The following is a 24,252-nucleotide window of genomic DNA, read 5'->3' on the forward strand; positions in this document are numbered from 1 at the left end:
TGTAGCATACCTGAATGTTGTTAAGATTTTTTTATAAAATAAAAATCCCAACCGAAGTTGGGATAGATAATTTAATTTTTAATGAATTGTGTAGTAGAATATCCCGAGCTTGTATTGATTTTTATGAAATAATTACCTGTTTTTAAATTAGAAACATCCACTTTTGATGCATTTCCAGTTTGAACTTGCACAAATTGACCGATTGTGTTGTATATCTGAATAGAATTGATTTCAATAGCTTGTTTTAAATGAATAGTCAATTCATTTGAAGTTGGGTTTGGATATAAATTAAAATAGTTATCAAATTCAAAACTTGGATTACTTAATGCAGCAATTGTTGTTGTGTAGGTATTGGTTGTAATAGGGAAGTTATAATCAAAATAAATATTTGCTGAATTACTAAAAGTGTCTCCAAGAACTAAAGTTGGTTTTGTTTTAATCTTGAAAGCAATATACCCATCATTGTTAGCATCATTAAAAGGTAAATTGATGTTTTCAAAAATGAATTCTACTTTATTTCCTGAAATTCTTGTAAAAAAATTGTGGCTAGCGGTCAATGGTACCAAAGTTGAAACATCAAATTTAGAAGTATCAATCATGTCTTTAACCACAATATTTTGTGCAGGATAAGTTCCTGTATTTTCGAAACGAATTGTATAATGTACATATTCTCCAATTTTATCTGGACCTACAAAATTCCCTTGTAGACACGTTTTATCATTAGGATCATAAGAATTTACAACCAATTGTTTTAATCCGAAACTATTATCACTGATCATTTCATCAGTACCTAGTTGTGTAATTTGAGCCGTATAGATTAAGAAATCACCTGCGTTTACAGCGGGAGTTTCTAAAGGAGAATTAACATTAAATGTTACAATTATTTCTCTGGTTTCAAAAGGCTGTAAGTTGCTATATGTCCAATTTAAATTATTTAAAGTTTGTGTTGAAAATGTTGGATTTACAGAAACTAAATCTAATACAGTATCATCAAACTGTAGATTTACAGTTCCACTTTCCGTTTGATTACCTTTGTTTTTAAAGATAATTTTATATTTCACATCAAAACCAGGTCTTGCAGGATTTATTGGGATAATTGAAACTTCTACATCGTGTTTTATTCCATTTGGTGTTATACAAAAATCTTGAGTATATGGACTCGATTGTGTTGGGAAATTTACCACAACATTTGATGGAGATGCGTTAAAATAAGTTGGGTTATCTAAAACAGGTGTAATTGTATGATTACCAGCTTGAACTGGAATACTATAAATACCACTATAATTTGAAATAATCGAACCAGAAGTTGTTCCATCAGAAATATTAAATTTTAAATTAGGAATAAAGACATCATTATTATCACAACCATTATTTTCATCATCAAATTTATGCTGACCTTGAATGGTGTAAAATTGTCCCCCTGGTGTAAAAGTACAATAGGAGTTAACTTGACAATTTGGATAATTTATAGAAACTTGTATTTGAATAAAACTAATTTGATTTTCTCCAGTACATATATATTCTAAGTTAGGTAAATTAGATAAAGTCAAAGAAACATTTCTGCCATTTTTGATAAAAATTGATTGTAACATGCTATTACTACTACAATCCAAAGAAGTAAGACTAGTTGTATTATTTAAATCTAAACTTATAAAGTTATTATTTCTACATTTCAAATCTACAATTTTATTGTTATCTGAAAAAATAATACTATTCAATAAATTAAAATTACAATTCAAAGTTATCAGATTGTTTAGCGTATTTAAATTAAGCGTAGTCAATGAATTATTATTACAATATAATGTTTGTAATTGTGGCATATTATTTAGCAATAATTGGCTTAAATTATTAAAACTACAATCAAAATGAACTAAATTGGTATTGTTTAAAAAACTAATATTATTAATTACATTATTATTTAAGTAACAATATTGTAACCCACTACAATTATTTAAACTAACATTTGTCAATTGATTATTTTGTAAACTCAAATAAGTTAGAATAGACAATCCGCTAATATTGATAGAATTTAATGAATTATTACTACCATAAATATATTTTAAATTACCGAGGCTAGAAAAATCCACAAAGGTAATAGTATTGTTTTCAAAATTAAATTCTGATAAATTACTAAAATTATAAACTCCCGTTAAGTTAGAAATTGAAGAATTTGATACATTTAACTTATACACTTGTTGAGCTTCACTGACTTCAATTTCTCCATTATTATTAGCATCAATTTTAAAATTTACATAATTTGAATTTTGAGCTATTGAATTACTTGAGCTAGATGCTAATAACTTCGCTTTAAAATTGGCGTCTGTAAAATTAATAATTTGAGCTTTTCCAATAAGTCCAAGTACTAACATTACAATTAAATAGTAGTTTTTCATAAATTATATTTCTTTCAAGATGATTATACACGCAAAAGGTTGCGTGAGAAAATTATTGTTTTTTTAAAAATAAAAAATAACTACTGTAAATCAAGAAAAAAATTAAGAAAAAAAAATCCCAACCGAAGTTGGGATTTTAAATTTTATCTTGTAATAGTTTGTGTTCGGTCTGGGCCAACAGAAACTACTTTAATAGGTACTTCTACTTCTTTTTCGATGAATTCAATGTAGGCTTTTAATTCTGATGGTAGTTCTTCATATGTTGTCATACCTGTTAAATCGGCTTGCCAACCTTTCATTTCTGTATAAATAGGTTCCACATTTTCTGGCTCAATGTTATACGGGAAGTGGTTTAATATTTCGCCTTTGTATTTATAAGCCGAACAAACTTGTAATGTTGAGAAGCCAGAAAGTACATCGCCTTTCATCATGTATAATTCGGTAACGCCATTGATTTGTACAGCATATTTTAAAGCTACTAAATCTAACCAGCCACAACGACGTGCTCTTCCTGTAACCGAACCAAATTCGTTTCCTACTTTAGCCATGGTTGCGCCATCTTCGTCAAATAATTCAGTAGGGAAGGGGCCACTACCTACACGAGTAGTATAGGCTTTGAAAATTCCGAATACTTCTTTCACGCGGTTGGGTGCAATTCCTAAACCTGTACAAGCACCAGCAGCAGTCGTGTTAGACGAGGTTACAAATGGATACGTTCCAAAGTCAACATCTAATAAAGATCCTTGTGCGCCTTCGGCTAAAATTGTTTTTCCTTCTTTTAAGGCTTTATTTAAAAATTCTTCCGAATCAATAAACTGTAATTTTTTTAGGTTTTCTATAGCAGTGAAGAATTCCTCTTCCATTTCGGGTAAGTTGTATTGCAACTCTACGTCATAGAATTTAATCATTTCTTCATGCTTATCGGCTAATGCACGGTATCTATCTTGAAAATCTGCTAATTCAATGTCGCCAATACGTAAACCATTTCTACCTGTTTTGTCCATATACGTTGGACCAATCCCTTTCAAAGTAGAACCAATTTTTGCTTTTCCTTTAGCTGCTTCTGAAGCGGCATCTAACAAACGGTGTGTGGGTAAAATTAAATGGGCTTTTCTAGACAATAATAATTTAGATTTGATGTCTAAATTGAATTTAGCTAAACCTTCAATTTCTTTTTGAAAAACTACAGGGTCCATTACCACACCATTTCCGATGATGTTAACATTGTTTTTGTGAAAAATTCCAGAAGGAATGGTTCTTAAAACATGTTTAATTCCGTCAAATTCAAGTGTGTGTCCAGCATTAGGTCCGCCTTGAAAACGGGCAATAATATCGTATTTAGAAGTTAGTACATCGACGATTTTTCCTTTTCCTTCATCGCCCCATTGTAATCCAAGTAGTAAGTCTACAGCCATTGTTGTTGTGTTGTTGTTATTATTTTAGTTGTTTTTTGTTCCGTAAAAATATAGGGAGTGATTGTCAATTTTAATCCCAAACATTTCTTCCATCGTTTGTTTTATTTGTTGAATACGTGGGTCGCAAAATTCAATTACTTCACCCGTATCCGTTAAAATAATATGGTCGTGTTGTTTGTCGAAATAAGATTTTTCGTAGTGCGCTTGATTTTGACCAAATTGATGTCTTCTAACCAATTTACATTCTAACAATAATTCAATTGTATTGTATAATGTTGCTCTACTGACACGGTAGTTTTTATTTTTCATTTTGATATACAAAGATTCGATATCAAAATGCTCTTGATTTTCATAAATTTCTTGAAGAATTGCATAACGTTCAGGCGTTTTACGATGCCCTTTTTCTTCTAAGTATTTAGTGAATACGTTTTTAACTATTTCTTGATTTTTTTCGTTATCCATCTGGAATTAAAATGAAATAAGTGCAAAGATAGTTTTTTGTTGCTACTTTACACTTACTAAAATTAGTTTTTTTAACTATTTTATAAACATCGAATTATTAAGCATTGTAAACACGCGTCACTTTATCTACGCCGTCTACTTTTTTAATACTTTCGATTAATTTTTTAAGAATATTGTTGTTTTGTACTACGACCGTTACTTGTCCGTAAAAAATTCCTGCTTCAGAACTCAAACTAATACTTTGTATGTTTACATGCATAATGTTGGAAATAACTTTGGTCAATTCATTGGTTAATCCAAGTATATCCATGCCAGTAATTTTTAATGTAGCTTTAAATTCTTCTTGACTCGAATCAATCCATTTGGCAGGAATAATTCGATAAGCAAAATTAGATTGCATGCTTATAGCATTAGGACAATCGGTTCGATGCACTTTTATGCCTTCATTTATGGTAACAAAGCCAAATACATGGTCGCCTGGTATTGGATTACAACAAGGTGATAATTTATAATCTAATTTATTTTGCTCCACTCCAAAAACTAATAAATCGTATTTTTTACTGATTTCATGTTTTTGAATTTTTTCTTCATCAAGATTTTGTTTTCGCGTAATGGTTTTTTTGAAGAAATTTACCAGTGTATTACTTTTTTGAGCGGCAAAATCTTTTAGTTGTTGGTTTTCAATGGCACCAACACCTACTCTATAAAATAAGTCTAAGCTTGTTTGCAGTTTAAAGAAATTAACAAGTTCATTTAATGTGTTTTCGTTGAAATTGATTTTTAAATGGCGTAATTTTCGAATTAAGACTTCTTTTCCATCCTCGGCAATTTTCTTAATGTTTTCATTTAAAACATTTTTGATTTTATTTTTTGCTCGAGATGTAGTCACATAATCCAACCATTGTGCATTTGGTTTTTGATTGGCCGAAGTGATAATTTCTACTTGATCACCACTATTTAAAACATGATTTAAAGGTACTAATTTGCCATTAACTCGTGTTCCTCTTGTTTTTACACCAATTTCAGAATGAATACTAAACGCAAAGTCTAAAGTTGTTGCTCCTTTTGGAAGCGATTTGATTTCGCCTTTTGGGGTAAAGACATAAATTTCTTTGGCATATAAATTTAATTTAAAGTCTTCAACAAAATCAACTGCATTAGTATTGGCATTTTCAAGAGCTTCTTTCAATTGGTTTAACCAAATCTCAAGTCCATGTTCCTCAGCATCAGCATTATTTTTGTATTTGTAGTGAGCAGCATAGCCTTTTTCAGCAATTTCATCCATACGCTCACTGCGCACCTGAATTTCAACCCATCTTCCTAGTGGTCCCATGACAGTAACGTGAAGGGCTTCGTAACCGGATGATTTTGGTGAAGAAATCCAATCGCGTAGTCGGCTTGGACTTGGGCGGTAATGGTCTGTGATCACGGAATATATTTTCCAAGCCAAGAACTTTTCATCATGTTCATTTGATTTGTAAATAATTCGAAGCGCAAATTTATCGTACACTTCATCAAAAGTTACCCCTTGAGCTTTCATTTTTCTACGAATAGAATAAATGGATTTAGGGCGCCCTTTAATGATGAAATCAATTCCTTCTTCTTTTAATGAATTACTTAATATATCGGAAATTGATTTTATATAAGCGTCTTGTTCTTCTTTGGTTTCTTTAATTTTACTAACAATGTCGTTGTAAACTTCGGGTTCAGTATATTTTAAGCCTAAGTCTTCTAATTTCGTTTTAATGTTATACAGTCCTAATCGATGGGCTAATGGCGCATAAATATATAAGGTTTCTGAGGCGATTTTGGCTTGTTTATAATCGGCCATTCCATCCATGGTTTGCATGTTGTGAAGTCGGTCTGCAATTTTTATTAGAATTACACGCACATCATCATGTAACGTGAGAAGCATTTTACGGAAATTTTCCGCTTGTAAGGATATTTCTTGGTCTTGTTTTACTTTTGGAATTTTGGTTAATCCTTCAACAATTTGAGCAATTTTAGGATTAAACATTTTCTCAATGTCTTGAACCGTAATTTCGGTATCTTCCACTACATCATGCATTAAGGCAGCTGCAATAGCTGTTGAGCCAAGTCCAATGTCACGAGCTACAATTTTTGCAACCGCAATAGGGTGAAAAATGTAGGCTTCTCCTGATTTTCTTCTTTGCTCTTTATGGGCATCTACAGCCACATCAAATGCTTTTCGAATTATTTTTTTGTCATCATCGGTTAAGGTTTGATAACTAATTCGAAGTAATTCTTTATATTCTTGTGCAATGGCTTTATTTTCAGCTTCTAAATCGATCTCTGTCATACCTTCTACTTTCAAAAACCTAAATATACTACATATTACGAAAATTTAAAAATTAATCCATAAAAAAAAAGTGTCCTGAGACACTTTGTAAATTTATTTTCTGAAGAAATCTAAGTCATGAAAATCATAACTAAAATCGGTTAATGGTGATATGGCTTTCATTTTCAAATTATTAGCCTTTCCACTGCTGTCGAAAGTTACTTCAATGAAAGCATCTGCATGAAAATAACGATTATCCCATTTTACCGCATAGGTATTGTTTTTTACATAGAAAACTTCGCCTTTAAGCTGTGGAGAACGAACCGATTGAAAAATGAGTTTTTTCTTTTCTAGTTTTAATGTTATAGCTCCCAACCAAGCATCTTCATAGGAACCTTCTAATTGATCAAAACGTGGGTTGATTTTTTTATCTTTTAAATTGGATGCTACGGTTTTCCAAACTTCCTCTGTAGTCGTATCGGCCTCTGCTTGTTGGTTTTTTTCTCTTTCTCCATATTTTGACACATAATCAATATAGGGTAGTTGTAAATAGCTGTTTTTTATAGTATTGGTAATGGCTGAAAACGCTGATCCCGATTGTTGATTGGTCAGTACAATTATTCCTAGATTTAATTCGGGAATTAAAGTAACCTGTGTTACCATACCTTCTAATCCTCCAGTATGGGTAACTTGTTTGTAGCCTTTAACATCTGATAAAAACCAACCCAATCCATATCCGGAAAAATGGGTGTTATAGGGTGGAGTAGTGGTTGCCGGAATTATGGTTTGTAACGACCACATTTCTTTGTGTTGTTTTTCACTAAAAAGTGATTTGTCGTTAATTTTTCCATTATTTAATTGTAATAAAACCCATTGACTTAAATCGTGAACAGAAGTATAAATTCCTCCAGCAGCATCCATTATGGTGTTTTTATATCGTACGATGGGTTTTAATTTCCCATCGATTGGAACATGTGGCGTTACTAAATTAGTAGTGTCTTTTAATCGGACAAAAGAACCTGCACTTCGGTTCATGTTTAACGGTTTCATGATTCTTGTTTCTACAAATTCACTCCAACTTAATCCTGATATTTCTTTAATGATTTCACCCGCCACAATGTAAAGTAAATTATCATAGTCAAACTGTGTTCTAAATGAAGATACGGGTTTTAAGTATCTTAGGTTATGAATGATGTCTTTAGGTGTAAAATTATTTCCTTCGGGCCATATCATTAAATCACCAGCACCAAGTCCTAATCCACTTCTATGCGTTAATAAGTCTTTGATAGTAAATTCATTAGTTACATAGTCGTTATACATTTTAAAATCAGGCAAGTACTTAATTACTTTATCCTCCCAATTTAGTTTTCCTTCATCGATTAACATTGCTAAAGCGGTTGCAGTGAACGCTTTACTGTTGGAAGCTACACCAAATAATGTATGTTCGTTTACTTTTTGTTTTGTAACTATTGAACTTTCACCATAGCCTTTTTCATGAATTATTTTTCCATCTTTTATTACGGCAATAGCAATTCCAGGCACATTAAATGTTGTTCTTGCTTTTTCAGCTAAGGCATCAATTTCAGATGAATTTATTTGGCTGAATCCAATTTGATTCAAAGTTAATAGAATACCTAATAATATTTTTTTCATAATTAAATAGTTTATTATGTTAGGGAACAGATTTATCTACTTGCAATTAAAAACCTCGTTGTCTTTTGGCTTCAAATAATAAAATGGCGGCAGCTACAGAAACATTCATAGAGTCAATGACACCTTGCATGGGGATAATAATATTTTGTGTGCTGTTTTTACGCCAAATTTCAGTGATTCCCGTTGCTTCTGTTCCCACCACTAATGCAGTTGGTTCGTTGTAATTCTGCGTGTGGTACTGGGTTGAGTCTTGAAGCGTAGCACAATAAATGTTTATTCCTTTTTCTTTTAAAAAAGAAATGGCTTCTTCTGAAGAAGTGACAGCAATTTGACGGGTGAATAAACAACCTACACTAGAACGAACAATATTGGGATTGTATAGATCACTTTTTGGATTGGCTATGATAACGGCGTCAATATTTGCCGCATCGGCAGTTCGTAAAACGGCACCTAAATTACCCGGCTTTTCTAAACCTTCAGCCACTAAGATTAATGGATTTTTTGATAATTTTAAATCAGAAATCTGTAAAGATTTAGTCTTTGCTACAGCCAATACACCTTCAGTAGTATCTCGATAGGCAAGTTTTTGATAAACTTCTTTTGAAATTTCAATACGTTCTACGGTTGGAGTAATGAAATGACTAATTTCATTTTCAGAGATTTTTTCGGGTAAATACAAAACGGTTTCAATTTCATAGCCACCTTTGACAGCCAAATCAATTTCACGTTGTCCTTCAATTAAAAAAGTACCCGATTGTTTTCTAGTTTTAGCTTTTTCTTGAAGTAAAACTAAATGTTTGATAAATGGATTTTGAATGGAAGTGATTTGTTTCATTTGGCATTATTTAGTACAAAGGTATTGAATTGATTGGAATAAAAAAGCCGCAAGTTTTTGATTCTTGCGGCTTGTTTTTAATTTTGTTCGTATTTCTTTTTATATCGTTGGTATAATTCTGTTTGATGTGATTCTAAACTAATTTCTCTTCCGTCAATAAAAGCATGAATCAATAGGTTTGATTTCATATCTAACGCATCACCTTCCGAAATAAACAAAGTAGCACTTTTTCCTGCTTCTAATGTGCCATAATTGGCGTCAATTCCCAAAATTTTTGCTGTATTTGAAGTAATTAATTGTAAGGCTTGCTCTTTAGATAATCCCCATGCTGCACAAGTTCCGGCATAAAAAGGTAAATTACGAGTTTGCATTCGTTCCATGTCTCCCGCATTTTCAAGTCCGACTAAAATTCCTTTATCAACTAATAATTTAGCGTTTTTATAGGGCAAGTTTACATCTTCATCTTCAGAATTTGGTAAATCATGCACCCTTCTTAATAAAACAGAAACATTATTTTCTTTAATTAAATCGGCTACTTTAAAGGCGTAGTATCCGCCCACAATAACTAATTTTTGGATGTTGTTTTTCTTTTTAAATAAAATAGCATCTGTAATTTCTTTTTGACCATTTGCTTGAATGTATAAAGTTTTAGTCCCTTCTTGTATTCCTTTCATGGCTTCATAAGGAATGTCTTTGATAGCAGGTTTTGCAGATAAATAGGCAAATGAATTGGTAAAAAAATCTTGAATCTCTTTTACTTGTTCGTCGTATTTTTTGTTGGGTTCAATGCCACCTGGTTCTGCCCACCAGCCACTTCTTGAGTACGAATTAGGCCAACGCATATGAATTCCATCATTTTCTTTAACTAGGGCATCTTCCCAATTCCAAGCATCTAATTGAACAATAGAGGAAGTACCTGAAATTCGACCACCACGCGGTGTTATTTGTGCTAATAGAACTCCGTTTGGACGAGCTGTTTCTGTAATTTTAGATTCTGTATTATAGGCAATAATACTTCTGATATGCGGATTAAAAGTACCTACTTCGCTTTCATCATCGGATGCTCTTACGGCATCAATTTCCACTAATCCTAAGGTAGAATTAGGAGCGATAAACCCTGGATAAATATGTTTTCCTGATGCATCAATCATGAGGTCATGTTTGGCAGGCTTTGCAAGTTTACCATCACTAATACTCGCAATCTTCCCGTCTTGAATAGAGATAAGTGCTTGTTCTTGAATTTTTCCATTACCCAGATGTGCAATCCCGCCGTAAATTAAAATTGACTTTGTTTGTTTAGGTGCAGGGGTTTGTTGCGCAAAACTCACTAATGAAGTTATAGCTAAAATATATGTTAGTTTTTTCATTTTTTTAAATTTAAACATGTAAGTCATATAAGTTTTTAATTAATTTTTATTGTAATTTAATTTGAAGAATAAATATGATTTAAAATAGTTTTCAAATTTTTATATGAATTACAAAATTTTAATTCGTGTATTTAGCATGGAACACTCTACATTTTTCACCTAATGTATCACAATGATAATGTCCGGTTGATTTTTTCTTTGGTTCTTGTGTTTTCATTCCTTTGTTTTTGGCATCAAGAAGCAAATTAATTAGTTCATTTCTTTCTTTTTGAACGGCTTCATTTTTTTGATTTTCTTTTTCTAAATCATAAAAAAGAATACCATCAACCATGGTTTTCTCTACTTTGGCATAAACAGATAATGGATTTTCTGACCAAAGTACAACATCGGCATCTTTACCCACTTTTATACTTCCTACTTTATCATCTACTTGAAGTAATTTTGCCGGATTTAAGGTTACAAAGTTCCAAGCTGTTTCTTCAGAAATGTTACCATATTTTGTTGTTTTGGCTGCCTCCTGATTTAAACGTCTCGACATTTCAGCATCATCTGAATTGATGGAAACAGTAACACCTTCTTTATTCATTAAAGCAGCATTATGTGGAATAGCATCATTAACTTCATACTTGTAGGCCCACCAATCTGCAAATGTAGAGCCTCCAACACCATGAGCAGCCATTTTATCAGCCAATTTGTATCCTTCTAAGATGTGAGTAAAAGTCTGAATTTTAAAGCCGTACTTATTTGCTACTTTCATCAACATATTGATTTCTGACTGAACGTAAGAGTGACACGTTATGAAACGTTTCTTTTCTAAGATTTGATTCAAAACTTCTAATTCAATATCATATCTCGGTTTAATTTTTGATTTTGATTTATTTGTAGTATACTCGTTCCATTCTTTTTTATAAGCTAATGCTCTGGAAAAATAGTCTTCATAAACTTGTTCTACTCCCATTCTTGATTGTGGAAAGCGTAATCTTGAATAATCACCCCAATTGGATTGTTTAACATTTTCACCTAAGGCAAATTTGATGTATTTTGGTGCGTCTTTTACTAACATTTCTTCTGGTGAATATCCCCATTTTAATTTAATAAATGCCGCTCTTCCTCCAATTGGATTGGCAGAACCATGTAATAAATTGGCAGAAGTAACCCCTCCGGCTAAATTTCTATAGATATTAATATCTTCCGAATTAACTACATCTTCTATGGTAACTTCAGCTGATGAATTTTGCCCCCCTTCATTCACACCATTTGAAATAGCAATATGCGAGTGTTCATCAATTATTCCTGCTGTTAAATGTTTACCTGTAGCATCAATTGTTTTACCGCTATACGATAAATTCTTTCCAATTTTGGCAATTTTACCATTCTCAATAAGTACATCGGTTTCTTTTAAAATACCTTCTTTTTCTCCTGTCCAAACCGTAGCATTTTTGAAAAGGATAGACTCTTGTTTTGGTTTTTCAATATTACCGAAAGCAATATTAGGAAAAGTAACAACCGACATTGGAGTTGTTTTTTTAATGTCTTCTTTTTTAGAATCGTCTTGTTTTTTTACTTCCTCGTTTTTCTTAGATGCACTCCAAGTAATTTCAGTTCCATTTTCATTAAAGCCATTTCCACTAATTACTTGGTCTTTTAAAATACCATTCAGTCTAATAAAAGTTGTTTTTGTTGTATCTTTTGAACGAATAACTAAATTAAGCCAAGGCTCATTATAAGTTGTTTTTGTAGCAAATTCTAAATTTCCTTGTTTTATTTTAACTTCGGGTTTTAACGCTTCGCCTTCAATAGATAAATCATATTTTTCACTAGCGATAGTTAAATCATAAGTTCCTTTTAATGAAGTTGGGTTTAATTTTTCAATACTGTATCGGTTTCCTTGAACCCAATTTTCAATAATAGTTGTTTTTTCATCAAATAAATCTCCAGAAGTTATGATAAAATTGGCTAAATTATTTTTCTTAAGGCTTCCAATATTCGTTTGCTTTAGAATAGCAGCCGGTAATTCTGTAAGTGAAGCTAATGCTTTTTCTTTTGAAAAACCTAATGCAACCGCCTTTCTTAGGTTGGCTAATAAATCTTTCGGGTTTTTTAATTCATTGGCAGTTAATACAAATGAGATGTTGTTATCCGCTAAAATTTTAAGATTATAGGGCGCTTGAGTCCAAAAACGCATATCACCCAAGCTTACTTGATTGGCTAATAGCGGATCTGAAACATCATAGGCATCTGGAAATTTAACTGGAATAATTAAAGTTGCCTTAGTTTTTTTAATATCATCAATACGTTCAAATTCATTTCCACTTCCTTTGATTAGGTAATTTATAGAAAATTCATCTCCAATTTTATCAGCGCGTAAGACATTTAATTTGTCACCCGCATTAAATATTTGAATCAAATTTTTATTTTCATTGAAAGCTTCTAAAGTTAAATCTTTTGTTTTTGATCCGCCTTGAGCATACCAATTGGCGTCATGATAAAACTGACGGATTGTAGCCATACTTCCCATTAAAGAGGATGGGTACGACTGATTGGAAAAAGCACTTCTATTAAATGTGAAATGTTGTGAGATTTTTTTATTTAATATACGTGTAGCATTTGATTCATTGTCATTTAAAGTCCAAAGTACCCCTGTACCCGCAACTAGACCATCATTTAAATGACTAATTACTGTTCCAAAACCTGCTTCGCGTAAATCTTTAGCGGTTTTATCGTCGTAATTTAAGTTTTGAAAAGCATTAAAATCGGCGCGAATGTGATCATTCCAATAGTATCCATTTCTCTCTGAGTTGTATTGTGGAGCAGGGTTAAAACCTCCTTTTTTCTGTGGTTTATTAATTCCAAATTCCGTGAAAACATCAATAAATGAGGCGTAAATTGTTTTGCCGGTAGCATCAATTTTAGTAGCTTCTTTTGGGATAGGAATTCCAGCTCCAATATCTACGATTTTATCTTCTTTAATCAGTATTGATGCATTGTCAATTTTTTGAGTTGAAGAAATGTAAATGGTAGCATTTGTTATAGCTACATAGTTTTTGTAGGTTTGTTTTATACTTTCATTGTTAGGAAAGTACTCTTGAGAAATACTCCATTGAGTAATTAACAAAAATGTAATAATTTTAAAAAGTTTCATAGTTTTTGATTAGTGTGCTAAATTTAGTAATTCTATTCGTATTTCTAAATTTTAAAGATGTTTTTTAACGTTATTATATTTAAAGGGAATTCTAATATAACATGTGTTAAGCTTAATAAATACAACCAATACAAACCTAGTTGGTAATTTAAAAGGTAGAGGAAAATTGATGTAATCCAAATTACTATAAGAGCAATACTTCTAATTTTTGAAGTTTTATGCCATTGAATAACAGAAGTTTTAGAGAACCAATTGAAATAATGATAGGTGTATGTAAATGCAATAAACTGCATAATTCTCCTTCCTAAATCTGAAAAATAAATATCTTGACTATCAATTATTTCATTATTACAAATAGAGAATAAGGCAATGTTTAGTTTTTCAAACGAATGATAAATTGGTTTTATTTCGTCAAATAATAAAGAGGTATTAAAATGAGTTGTGCTTACGATGAGACTCATTATCATAAAGACAATTAAGGTACTAAACGACCATTTGCTTTTTGATTTTAGAAAACCACTAAGTAAAAATAACCCCGTAAAAATAAAAACATGAATTAAGGTGGGTAGAAATAAGGAGAAAATTAATTTAAATTTATTTTCAAAAATGAAATTTAAACTAAATCCAATCAACAATAGTATAATAAATATAAATCGTACTTTTTTTGATTGGTTTTTATTGGTACCATAAATGGCAGACAAAAAAGCAGTATAAATTAAAAAAGGAATCCACAATTTTAATACATTAAAATAATGAGTATACGTTGCCAATCCAATTCCAATAATTGGAAGTACTAACCAAACAATTTCTTTTTTTGAATGTAGATAAAAATGCCTATCCTGTAACCAATTAATTTCCGTTACATAGTGAAGTGGACCTAAAAAAGCATAAACAAATAGGAAAAGTTCAAAAGGCGCTAAGATTGATAATATTCCAGCAATGAGTAGTAATACAATATTAAGTATTTCAATATTTTTTAAATTCATCTTAATATTTTACCTCTAAATATCCTGTTAACGGTTCTGTATAATCTGGATCATTTAAATGAAGTATATAATAGTAGGTACCTCCTGGAACCAACTCATTATTAATTGCATTTTCTGCTTTACAATCCCAATCGGGTTTATTATTGTTTCCTGACCAAAGTAATCTTCCCCAACGGTTATATACTTCTAAATTAAAATTCATGAAAATATTTCGTAAACCTTTAATAAAAAAAGTATCGTTTAAACCATCGTTATTAGGAGAAACGGCATTGTAAACTACAGGAGGGCAGTTTCTTGTTAGTAATAAAAAAGAAGTTACAGAATAGCATCCATTTTCGTTTTCAATACGCACCCAAATAGTTTTAGGAGTTGTGATTGCTTCATAATTTGAAGTGTTTACAATTGAGTTGCTATTGGTAATGGCATCACTTTCATTTTCATAAAAAGTTACAACATGAATTGGATTGGTTTTTATAGAATTTTCATAATTTGAAAAATCAAAAATACCTTTAGTTAAACCTAGATTGCAACTTACATTGTTTTCTGGTTGATTAAAAGAAGGCGATGATATAAGTGAAACGCTCATTGAGAACGTGTTATTTGTTTCAAGAATTTCGGTTACAGTTCCGGTACCGTTACCTGAGTCATCAATTACAGCAAGTAATGTAAATAATAAGGGGATTGAAGCTGGAATAGTTAACGTAATACTTCCTGTTTCCGATCCTCCAATTGGAATTGTATTTTGCGTGTAAGTGGTACCAACTGGAATTCCATCCGCATAAAAAGTAATCGGAGTGTTAGGGTCTAAATCATCAGTAGAATTTAAATTAAACGCTTCAAAATCAATAGTAATTGTCCTTGAATTACAAGAGACCGGTTCTATATTAAGAATTTCTATAGTTGCATCTGGCAATTGACTATTTAGTTTAGTCACTATGGTATTTACCATTACATAATCTTGTCCGGACGTTAATTGTATTAGTGCAGAAGTATCTCCAATTTGAATATTATTTTGAATATTATAAATATCCAAATCCATATTGTAAAGTTGATTGGAGTTCGTTACAGAATTAGTACCATTAAATGCATTAGTAACAGGATTCAATGGAGGATTACTTATAATATTACCATTGATGCGTAATGTTTCATTTACGTCTATTCCAGAATCTCCTTCCCAAGCCACAAAACCAATTTTGGCATCGGCATTATCTATCACATTCAATGCATTTAGGGGAATATCTAAAAAATTTTGCAAAATAGATACCACTTGTAATCCATCATAAATATTTAATTGATTTAAGGGTAGGGCATTATTTTTATAAACAACAACAATTGCCCAACCAGCAAAATTTGTTCTATTTTGAAAATGGTGATTAATAAATGAAGAGACATCTAAATCTGAAATGGTATAGGTTCCATTACCTTGAGTTTGAACGATACTTGTTACATCTGCAAAAGCACTAAAAAAATTAAAATCAATGCCTTGAGATAAAATATTAGAAAAAGTACGCGTTGCAGTTATTGGTGTACCGTTTAATTGCACATCAAAATCTCCAGTACCACAACCCGCCCAATATAAATAAGCACTTTCTATAACATCTGAAGAATTTAAATTGAGTGTAGCGCTAGAAGATGTTAAAATTGCTGGAAATGTTTGAAATGAATTTTCTTCTAAGTTTAAAGTGTTTCCAACAAAAGTAAAGTCATAACGACCATTAAATTGATTGTATAATGTAATGTTTTGCTGGCACCAAATAAGTTGAACAAACAAAATAAGGAAAAGTAGTTTTATACGCATCTTGATATTTCCCAAATATTATTTTACCAAAGTAATAAATTTTACTAATTTTCCAAAGTTTTAATTTATGGAAAAATACAAAGTAATACAATATCAATCAGAATATTATTCTCAATGGAATGATTTTGTTGCAAAAGCAAAAAACGCAACATTTTTATTTCATCGTGATTTTATGGAATATCACAAGGAGAGGTTTCAAGATTTTTCATTAATTATAGTTGATAATAAAAATAGAATAAGAGCATTATTACCTGCAAATATTGTTGGTAATCAATTGTTTTCACACCAAGGGTTATCGTATGGTGGAATAATAATAGACGATACACTTAAGTTAGATAAATATATTATTTTATTTCAATCTCTATTGCAATTTCTGGAGCGTCAATCTATATCGGAATTAATTTTAAAACCGATTCCCAATTTTTATTGTTCCAATCCGTCTGAGGAAATAAATTATCTTTTGCATTTAGTAAAAGCTAATTTATTTAGGGTAGATTCTACAGCAACTATCGCTTTAAAATCCAGTTTTCAAATTGATAAAAGTAGATTAGAAGGGGTAAAGAAAGCTCAAATCTTGGGATTAAAACTGGAAAAAGTTGAAGATTGTACTCATTTTTGGAATGATATTTTAATACCAAATTTAAAAGAAAGACATGGTTTAAATCCTGTACATACATTAGATGAAATTCATCATTTGAAGCAAAAATTTCCAAAAAACATTTTACAATTTAATGTTTATCAAAAAGAGGAACTTTTAGCAGGAGCTACTGTTTTTGTAAATGGGAATGTTGTGCATGTTCAATATATTTCGGGTATTGGTAATAAAAATCAACACGGAGCTCTAGATTTTTTATTTTACCATTTACTACAAGAAGAATTTAAAGATTATGCTTATTTTGATTTTGGAAATTCGAATGAGGAGTATGGGACAAAATTAAATCAAGGGTTACATTTTTGGAAAGAAGGATTCGGTGCTCGAACTTATGTGCATAATTTTTATTCTGTAGTACCTAAAAACGAATACTTGTTAAATCATGTAATTTTTAAAAAATAATTTTGTTGTATAAACTTTCAGACATAAAAAACAATTATTTATTCAAGATTTTCTCATTGAATAGTATTCATGTTTTTTTAAAATTACTATTTGGATTTTTTACTTCAAAAGCTATTGCATTGTATGTAGGGCCTAGTGGCATGGGTTTGTTAGGTAACTTTAGAAGTTTTTTAGGGTTAATTGAAAATATAGCACTACTCGGTTTTCAAAATGGAATAGTAAAGTACATTTCTGAGCACAAAGACCATCCAATTGAATATAGAAAAATAGTTTTTACTTCTGGAATTATTGTATTGTTTAGTACCTTACTACTCAGTTTATTCTTGATTTTTGCTGTTGATTTTTTGACACATTCTATTTTGAAAGATCAAGATTTCTACCAATATATATTTTATTTAATGGCGCTTCTTTTACCTTTTTACATTGGGAGTGTTTATATAATTTCGATAGTAAATGGTTTGCACCATTATAAAAGCGTAATTCTTGTTCAGCTAATTTCAGGAGTACTGACACTTGGTATTTCCCTTTGGTTAATTATCTTTTTTAACACTATTGGTGCCTTATTGTCTTTACTCATTGGTCAAGTTGTTTTATGTTTTATTCTGATTTTTTATTCTACTAAAAATCATCTTTTTAAAGGTGTTTTTTCCTTTCAAAATTTTGATGTTAAATTGATAAAAAACTTTTCTGAATACGCATTTATGGCGCTAATTTCTGGAGTAATTGGTTCTTTTATTCTATTACAGATACGTAATGAAATTATCAATCAAGAAGGCCTTTTTGTAAGTGGTGTTTATGAAGGATTGCAGCGTATTTCTTCGTACTATTTGTTGTTTATTTCAACAATTATTTCTTTGTATTTTTTGCCTAAATTAGCTCAACAGAATTCAATTAAAGAAGAAAAAGAAATTGTTAGAACCTATTTGTATTACATAATTCCCATTTTTGGTCTGGGTTTAATTGCTTTGTTTTTTATTCGTGATTTTGTCATTCAAATACTATTTTCTCCTGAATTTAAGTCTATGGAGCATTTGTTTTTTTGGCAATTATTAGGAGATTTTTTAAAAGCAATTTCTTTATTATTTGGTTATATCTTGATTGCTAAAAAACAAACCAAAATATTCATAATCACAGAGATCAGTTCACTGTTAATTTTATACTTTTCAACGCACTTTTTATTGCAAAAAAATACTATTATAGGCGTTGTTCAAGCGTATTCTTTAACTTATTTTATATACTTAATTGTTTTGATTTTTTATTTTAGGAAATTACTTTTTTCTTCTTCAGATAAAATGCAATAAGTAGCAAAGAAATTGGATAAAAAACAATGTGAAAGCGGTCGCCTTGAGCACACGACATTCCTGAAGTCATAACAATATAGAGTATATAAATCCCGGAAATAGAGATTAATTTATTTCGTGTATTATTAATAAAAAGGTAATACAAACTAAGGCATACCCCGATAATTGTAAAAAAAATATTTTGGAATCGACTTATCCAAATGCCTATCAAATATAAGCTTGATTTGTTATTATTTAAATCTTTTATTGCCATTGATTCGTCAATAGTGTTGTGATAAATGTCATCTATATAAGCTTTGATTAAATTAAAAGTATTGTTTTGTATTTGCTCTTTTAAGTCGAGAGTAGCAATTTTTTTTTGGTCAGGATAATCTAAACTATAAATGTATAGTGTTCGAGGATTGTCTAATTGATTATAGGGCGTGTTGTTTTTTAAAAGTTCGGCCTTACTTCCTAAATAACTATAATACGTAATAGCGTCCACATAACTTATAGTGAAGTTGCCAAATTGATATTTAATTCCAGCCATTTGAATACAAATGATGCTCCAACACAGCATTAATGTAAAATTCCAATTGTTCTTTAGGTTAAAATAGATTTCTTTTCTAAAGAGAAAAATGAAAAATAGGGCTAAAATTTGAATACCGGGTCTAATTAATATACTTAAACTTAACGTACTGAGAAAAAGGATAAGAAATGAATATTTCTTTTTAATTTGGTATTGATTTAAAAAATAAAAGCTTAATAAAATAAAAAAAATAAAGATAGTTTCTGAAAGCATGTGAAATACATTACTAATAATTCCCAATGCTAAAAAGTGAATACAACTTATCCAAAATGCCAATTTATTGTTTAGATAGGAACTTAAGATTTTGTATATTAGAATTCCAGAAAGAATGAAACAAAAATAATTAGTTAAAATATTGAACTGAATCAACTCTTGTTTTGTTGAAGTAAACAAGAATGGGAAACCATGAATTGCGGCTAAAACTAATGGTCTTAAATTATGACCTCTCGCATGAAAATACAAACTATCCGCCGCTGAAATATAGCTCTCGGTGTCAGGATAAATAAGGTGTTGATTGTAAATTTCAAAAGCAAAATAATAGAACAATAGTAACAAAGTTCCAATTAGAACCAGTAAGAATTCAAATTTATTTTTTACTATATATTTTCTCATTGAACAAATATAATTTTTTAAAGTAATTTATTTAAACTTAATTTGTCCTACCAAAGCAATTAGCCGAATGACATTATCAATTATAATTCCCGTTTATAATGAAGCAGCTACTATTTATCAGATTTTAGATAAAATTAGAGCAGTTGTGTTACCCAATCAAATGACTAAAGAAATAATTTTGGTTGATGATGGTTCTTCTGATCATTCGATTGAAGTTATAGCGGATTACATTCAAATGCATACAAATGAAAATATGCGTTTAATTCGACAAGGCATAAATCAAGGGAAAGGAAAAGCGTTACGAGTGGGAATACAAGAAGCTACAGGTGATTATATCGTTATACAAGATGCAGATTTAGAATACGACCCTCATGAATATGAAATTTTATTGAAACCTGTTTTAGAGGGTTATGCAGATGTGGTTTATGGTTCCCGTTTTATGGGTGGTAATGCACATCGAGTTTTGTTTTTTTGGCATACCATTGGAAATAAAATATTAACTTTTTTATGTAATATGTTTTCCAACTTGAATTTAACAGATATGGAAACTTGTTATAAATTGTTTGATGCAAAAATTTTGAAATCTATAGCTTTAAAAGAAAACCGCTTTGGTTTTGAACCTGAAGTAACTATTAAAATTGCTCGTGTTCCAAAAATTAGAATTTATGAAGTAGGGATTTCCTATTACGGAAGAACCTATGAAGAAGGAAAAAAAATTAATTGGAAAGACGGATTTAGAGCTATCTATTGTATTTTAAAATATGGAATATTTAAATAAATTGCTTTAAAATGGAAAAACACCGGCTAAAAAAGAACCAGTGTTTTTCGTTACAAACCAGAATTAAAATAATTCTATTTTTCAGGTATAAATTTTATGGAGACTGAATTTGTACAATATCGCATTCCCGTAGTTTTACTTGGTCCGTCATCAAAAACATGACCTAAATGTCCACCACATTTCGCACACATCACTTCCACACGTTGCATACCATAACTTGTGTCTTTTTCATAAATTACAGAACCTTTAATGGCAGCATCAAAAGAAGGCCAACCACAGTGCGAATCAAATTTAGTTTCAGAGGTAAATAAGGGATTTTCACAAGCAGCACAAACATAATGTCCTTTTTCAAAATGCTTATCGTATTCACCAGTATACGGACGTTCCGTTCCTTTTTCTCTTAAAACAGCATATTCATCTGCCGATAATTGTTTTTTCCAATCTTCTTCAGATTTTGTAATTTCAAATTTCATAGTTTGAATATCTTTGTTTAAATCACTTTCTTTAAGTGCTTCTGTTTTAAATGGTTGTTTTGAATTTGATTGTTCTATTTTTTTGGTTTGCGATTCACAAGAGAAAAATGTAAACATCAAACAACTTAACAAAATCTTTTTCATAGCATTTGTTTTATTAAAGTTACGAAAAAAATACGTTCATGGTTTTTAACCTTTATTTTTTAGCAAAATTATAACAGTTGTTAATAAAAAAACCACGACTGAATCGTGGTTTTATTTTTATTTGGCTGAACTAAATTATTTTCTAGTTATAACTTTTTTAGCTTTTTCAATTATTGAAGCACTATTTAAACCATATTTTTCCATTAATTGGTCTGGTGTTCCACTTTCTCCAAAACTATCATTTACTGCTACAAATTCTTGAGGTACTAAATGATTAGCAACTAAAGTTCTAGAAACGCTTTCTCCTAAACCACCAATTATGTTATGTTCTTCAGCAGTTACCACACAACCTGTTTTTTTCACAGATTTTAAAATCGCTTCTTCATCTAAAGGTTTAATAGTGTGAATGTTGATTACTTCTGCTGAAATGCCTTCTGCTTCTAATTTTTCTGCTGCAATTAAAGCTTCCCAAACTAAATGCCCAGTTGCAATAATAGTCACATCTGAACCTTCATTTAATACAATTGCTTTTCCAATTACAAAAGGTTCATCAGCAGGTGTAAAATTAGGTACTACTGGACGACCAAAACGTAAGTAAGCCGGACCATGATGATTGGCTAATGCAATTGTAGCCGCTTTTGTTTGGTTGTAATCACAAGTATTAATAACAGTCATACCCGGTAACATTTTCATTAAACCGATGTCTTCTAAAATTTGATGTGTTGCACCATCTTCACCTAAAGTCAGTCCTGCGTGAGAAGCACATATTTTTACATTTTTATCAGAATAGGCAACAGATTGACGAATTTGGTCGTATACTCTTCCAGTTGAAAAGTTGGCAAAAGTACCTGTAAACGGAATTTTGCCACCAATAGTTAATCCGGCTGCAATTCCAATCATGTTAGCTTCAGCAATTCCAATTTGGAAAAAACGCTCTGGATGATTTTTTTTGAAATCATCAAATTTTAATGAACCAATTAAGTCCGCACAAAGTGCTACTACATTTTCATTTTTTTGTCCTAATTCGGTCATTCCAGCACCAAATCCTGAACGTGTATCTTTACTACCTTGATTTTCGTATTTTTTCATTTTGTTGTATTGTCAAAATTAATTAAATAAATTACTTTAATTAATCTATTAATAATCACCTAAAGTTTCTGGATTTTGAGCTAAACCATTTGCTAATTGCTCATCATTTGGAGCTTTACCATGCCAAGCGTGTGTATGCATCATAAAGTCAACGCCATTACCCATCATTGTATGTAACAAAACGCAAATAGGTTTTTTATTACCGGTTTTTGCTTTAGCTTCATTCATGCCAGAAATAATTGCTTCAATGTTATTTCCTTCTTTAATTTCTAAAACATCCCAATCAAAAGCTTCAAATTTTGCTTTTAAATTTCCTAAAGACAATACATCATTAGTAGAACCATCAATTTGTTGGCCATTATAATCTACTACAGCAATTAAATTATCTACATTTTTTGCAGAAGCATACATAATCGCTTCCCAGTTTTGACCTTCTTGTAATTCTCCATCACCAGTTAATACATAAACTAAATTAGAATCGTTATTTAACTTTTTAGCCTGAGCTGCTCCAATGGCTACAGAAAGTCCTTGTCCTAAAGATCCAGAAGCCATACGAATTCCTTCTAATCCTTCATGAGTGGTAGGGTGACCTTGTAATCTTGAATTTAATTTTCTAAAAGTACTTAATTCTGAAACTGGAAAATAACCACTTCTTGCTAATACACTGTAAAAAACAGGTGAAATATGTCCGTTTGATAAAAAGAAAAGGTCTTCATTGATACCATTCATATCAAATCCTTCGTTTCTTTTCATTAAATTTTGGTAAAGAACTACTAAAAATTCAGCACATCCTAGTGAACCTCCTGGGTGACCAGAATTTACTGCATGTACCATTCTTAAAATATCCCTTCTAACTTGAGTTGTAAAGTCTTCTAAATAAGAAATTTGTTGTGTCATAAAAAAAATTTTTGCAAAAATAATTCGAATTAATTGGAAAAACTAATTTGATTAAAAATTATTTACGGAGTAAAAATGAAAGTAATGCATGGATAACACTTTTATCGCCTAAAATTTTTCTATGCCCTAATTCATTAGTTATGATTAATTCATGATTTGTTAAATTTTCAGCAATAGCATGTGCTGCATGTACAGGTACATCATAATCTTGGTTGTCGTGTATAACTAAAATTGGAATGTGTACATCTTTTGCAGCAATATAAGCGGATAAGCTTTCCATTTCAAATTTATATTGACTTTCAAATGATTGTTTCATTTTTTCTGCAATTGATTTTGGAAGCCCAATTCTATGTACAAACTCATCTAAAATTTCTAACACGCTATTTCCACTTCCAATGATTACACCTTTCTTTATTTGTAATCCTCTTTTAACGGCATTCAATAAGGCCATAGCTCCTAAAGAATGTGCTATACCAAATTCAAAAGGCCCGAATTTTTTTTCTAATTCTAAGATGCACTCAATGAATTCAATCATAATTGTGGTTTTTGAACCTGATTTGCCATGAGCAGGTGCATCAAAGCTTATAGTTGAATAGCCGTTTTCTAATAACTCATCAGCAATTTTTACCAATTGAGTTCCTCTTCCAGACCAACCATGTATTAAAAGTACCTTTTTGTTTGATTGCCCATATTCATAAACTACGATGTCTTTTTTAATGTTTGGAATATGAATTGTTGATTGTATAGAAGCTTCTTCCATGTGAATTTCACGTTTTGGAATGGGATACTTTATAGGTGTAATAAATAATTTTCGAGCAAATTTTTCTGCTAATGCTGGAGAAATTAAATGTAAAATTTTAGCAATTCTAATTATTGACTTCGGAATTCTAGCATCAATTTGTTTTTTCTTATTGGGCATGATTTTTTTTTGACAAAATTAAGAATTAATGCTAAGTAATTGGTATAAGTTTTGTAAGGATATTTTA

At 30.7% G+C, this 24,252-nt stretch carries 18 protein-coding genes; 3 read left to right on the plus strand and 15 right to left on the minus strand.

The features are described from left to right. Positions 1-71 precede the first annotated feature (71 nt). The 10 genes from KQS_RS05115 to KQS_RS05160 form a co-directional block, all read right to left on the minus strand. Positions 72-2,393, minus strand: a complete 2,322-nt coding sequence (locus KQS_RS05115) for a DUF7619 domain-containing protein (RefSeq protein WP_014388130.1) — start codon at positions 2,391-2,393, stop codon at positions 72-74. A 143-nt stretch (positions 2,394-2,536) separates the two neighbouring features. Continuing rightward, entirely contained in the window at positions 2,537-3,808 is a 1,272-nt protein-coding gene (locus KQS_RS05120) for an adenylosuccinate synthase (RefSeq protein ID WP_014388131.1), read from the minus strand. A gap of 24 nt (positions 3,809-3,832) precedes the next feature. Next, positions 3,833-4,270 carry a Fur family transcriptional regulator gene (locus KQS_RS05125; RefSeq protein WP_014388132.1) on the minus strand — a complete coding sequence of 146 codons (438 nt, stop codon included), beginning with the start codon at positions 4,268-4,270 and terminating at the stop codon, positions 3,833-3,835. A 97-nt stretch (positions 4,271-4,367) separates the two neighbouring features. Further along, positions 4,368-6,590, minus strand: a complete 2,223-nt coding sequence (locus KQS_RS05130) for a RelA/SpoT family protein (RefSeq protein WP_014388133.1) — start codon at positions 6,588-6,590, stop codon at positions 4,368-4,370. A gap of 93 nt (positions 6,591-6,683) precedes the next feature. After that, positions 6,684-8,222: a serine hydrolase gene (locus KQS_RS05135; RefSeq protein WP_014388134.1), complete on the minus strand. Its 1,539-nt coding sequence runs from the start codon at positions 8,220-8,222 to the stop codon at positions 6,684-6,686. Positions 8,223-8,268: 46 nt separating this feature from the next. Continuing rightward, the gene (locus tag KQS_RS05140; protein WP_014388135.1) at positions 8,269-9,057 is read right to left on the minus strand and encodes a TrmH family RNA methyltransferase; all 789 of its coding nucleotides are present in this window, start codon (positions 9,055-9,057) and stop codon (positions 8,269-8,271) included. 77 nt (positions 9,058-9,134) lie between these two features. Continuing rightward, positions 9,135-10,424 (minus strand): amidohydrolase family protein, encoded by a 1,290-nt coding sequence (locus KQS_RS05145; protein ID WP_014388136.1) that lies wholly within the window; start codon positions 10,422-10,424, stop codon positions 9,135-9,137. A 118-nt stretch (positions 10,425-10,542) separates the two neighbouring features. Continuing rightward, positions 10,543-13,566 (minus strand): amidohydrolase family protein, encoded by a 3,024-nt coding sequence (locus tag KQS_RS05150; protein ID WP_014388137.1) that lies wholly within the window; start codon positions 13,564-13,566, stop codon positions 10,543-10,545. Between the two features lie 44 nt (positions 13,567-13,610). Next, positions 13,611-14,552, minus strand: a complete 942-nt coding sequence (locus KQS_RS05155) for a hypothetical protein (protein WP_014388138.1) — start codon at positions 14,550-14,552, stop codon at positions 13,611-13,613. A gap of 1 nt (position 14,553) precedes the next feature. Then, positions 14,554-16,323: a gliding motility-associated C-terminal domain-containing protein gene (locus tag KQS_RS05160; RefSeq protein ID WP_014388139.1), complete on the minus strand. Its 1,770-nt coding sequence runs from the start codon at positions 16,321-16,323 to the stop codon at positions 14,554-14,556. A gap of 94 nt (positions 16,324-16,417) precedes the next feature. On the opposite strand from KQS_RS05160, the gene KQS_RS05165 reads away from it, so the two are divergent. Further along, positions 16,418-17,404 carry a GNAT family N-acetyltransferase gene (locus KQS_RS05165; protein ID WP_014388140.1) on the plus strand — a complete coding sequence of 329 codons (987 nt, stop codon included), beginning with the start codon at positions 16,418-16,420 and terminating at the stop codon, positions 17,402-17,404. Between the two features lie 56 nt (positions 17,405-17,460). Continuing rightward, positions 17,461-18,705 (plus strand): O-antigen translocase, encoded by a 1,245-nt coding sequence (locus KQS_RS05170; RefSeq protein ID WP_157868392.1) that lies wholly within the window; start codon positions 17,461-17,463, stop codon positions 18,703-18,705. Here the strand turns inward: KQS_RS05170 and KQS_RS05175 are convergent. Continuing rightward, entirely contained in the window at positions 18,665-19,885 is a 1,221-nt protein-coding gene (locus tag KQS_RS05175) for a hypothetical protein (RefSeq protein ID WP_014388142.1), read from the minus strand. The two genes, KQS_RS05170 and KQS_RS05175, sit on opposite strands and share 41 nt — an antisense overlap. Before the next feature lie 67 nt (positions 19,886-19,952). On the opposite strand from KQS_RS05175, the gene KQS_RS05180 reads away from it, so the two are divergent. Further along, positions 19,953-20,663, plus strand: a complete 711-nt coding sequence (locus KQS_RS05180) for a glycosyltransferase family 2 protein (protein WP_014388143.1) — start codon at positions 19,953-19,955, stop codon at positions 20,661-20,663. A 74-nt stretch (positions 20,664-20,737) separates the two neighbouring features. On the opposite strand, the gene msrB is transcribed toward KQS_RS05180, so the two are convergent. The 4 genes from msrB to KQS_RS05200 form a co-directional block, all read right to left on the minus strand. Then, the gene (gene msrB, locus KQS_RS05185; RefSeq protein WP_014388144.1) at positions 20,738-21,280 is read right to left on the minus strand and encodes a peptide-methionine (R)-S-oxide reductase MsrB; all 543 of its coding nucleotides are present in this window, start codon (positions 21,278-21,280) and stop codon (positions 20,738-20,740) included. Between the two features lie 135 nt (positions 21,281-21,415). Next, the gene (locus tag KQS_RS05190; protein WP_014388145.1) at positions 21,416-22,369 is read right to left on the minus strand and encodes a transketolase family protein; all 954 of its coding nucleotides are present in this window, start codon (positions 22,367-22,369) and stop codon (positions 21,416-21,418) included. Between the two features lie 48 nt (positions 22,370-22,417). After that, positions 22,418-23,266 carry a transketolase gene (locus tag KQS_RS05195; RefSeq protein WP_014388146.1) on the minus strand — a complete coding sequence of 283 codons (849 nt, stop codon included), beginning with the start codon at positions 23,264-23,266 and terminating at the stop codon, positions 22,418-22,420. Positions 23,267-23,324: 58 nt separating this feature from the next. Next, positions 23,325-24,185: an alpha/beta fold hydrolase gene (locus KQS_RS05200; RefSeq protein WP_014388147.1), complete on the minus strand. Its 861-nt coding sequence runs from the start codon at positions 24,183-24,185 to the stop codon at positions 23,325-23,327. Between the last annotated feature and the right edge of the window lie 67 nt (positions 24,186-24,252).

Source organism: Flavobacterium indicum GPTSA100-9 = DSM 17447 (assembly GCF_000455605.1).
Taxonomy (GTDB): domain Bacteria; phylum Bacteroidota; class Bacteroidia; order Flavobacteriales; family Flavobacteriaceae; genus Flavobacterium; species Flavobacterium indicum.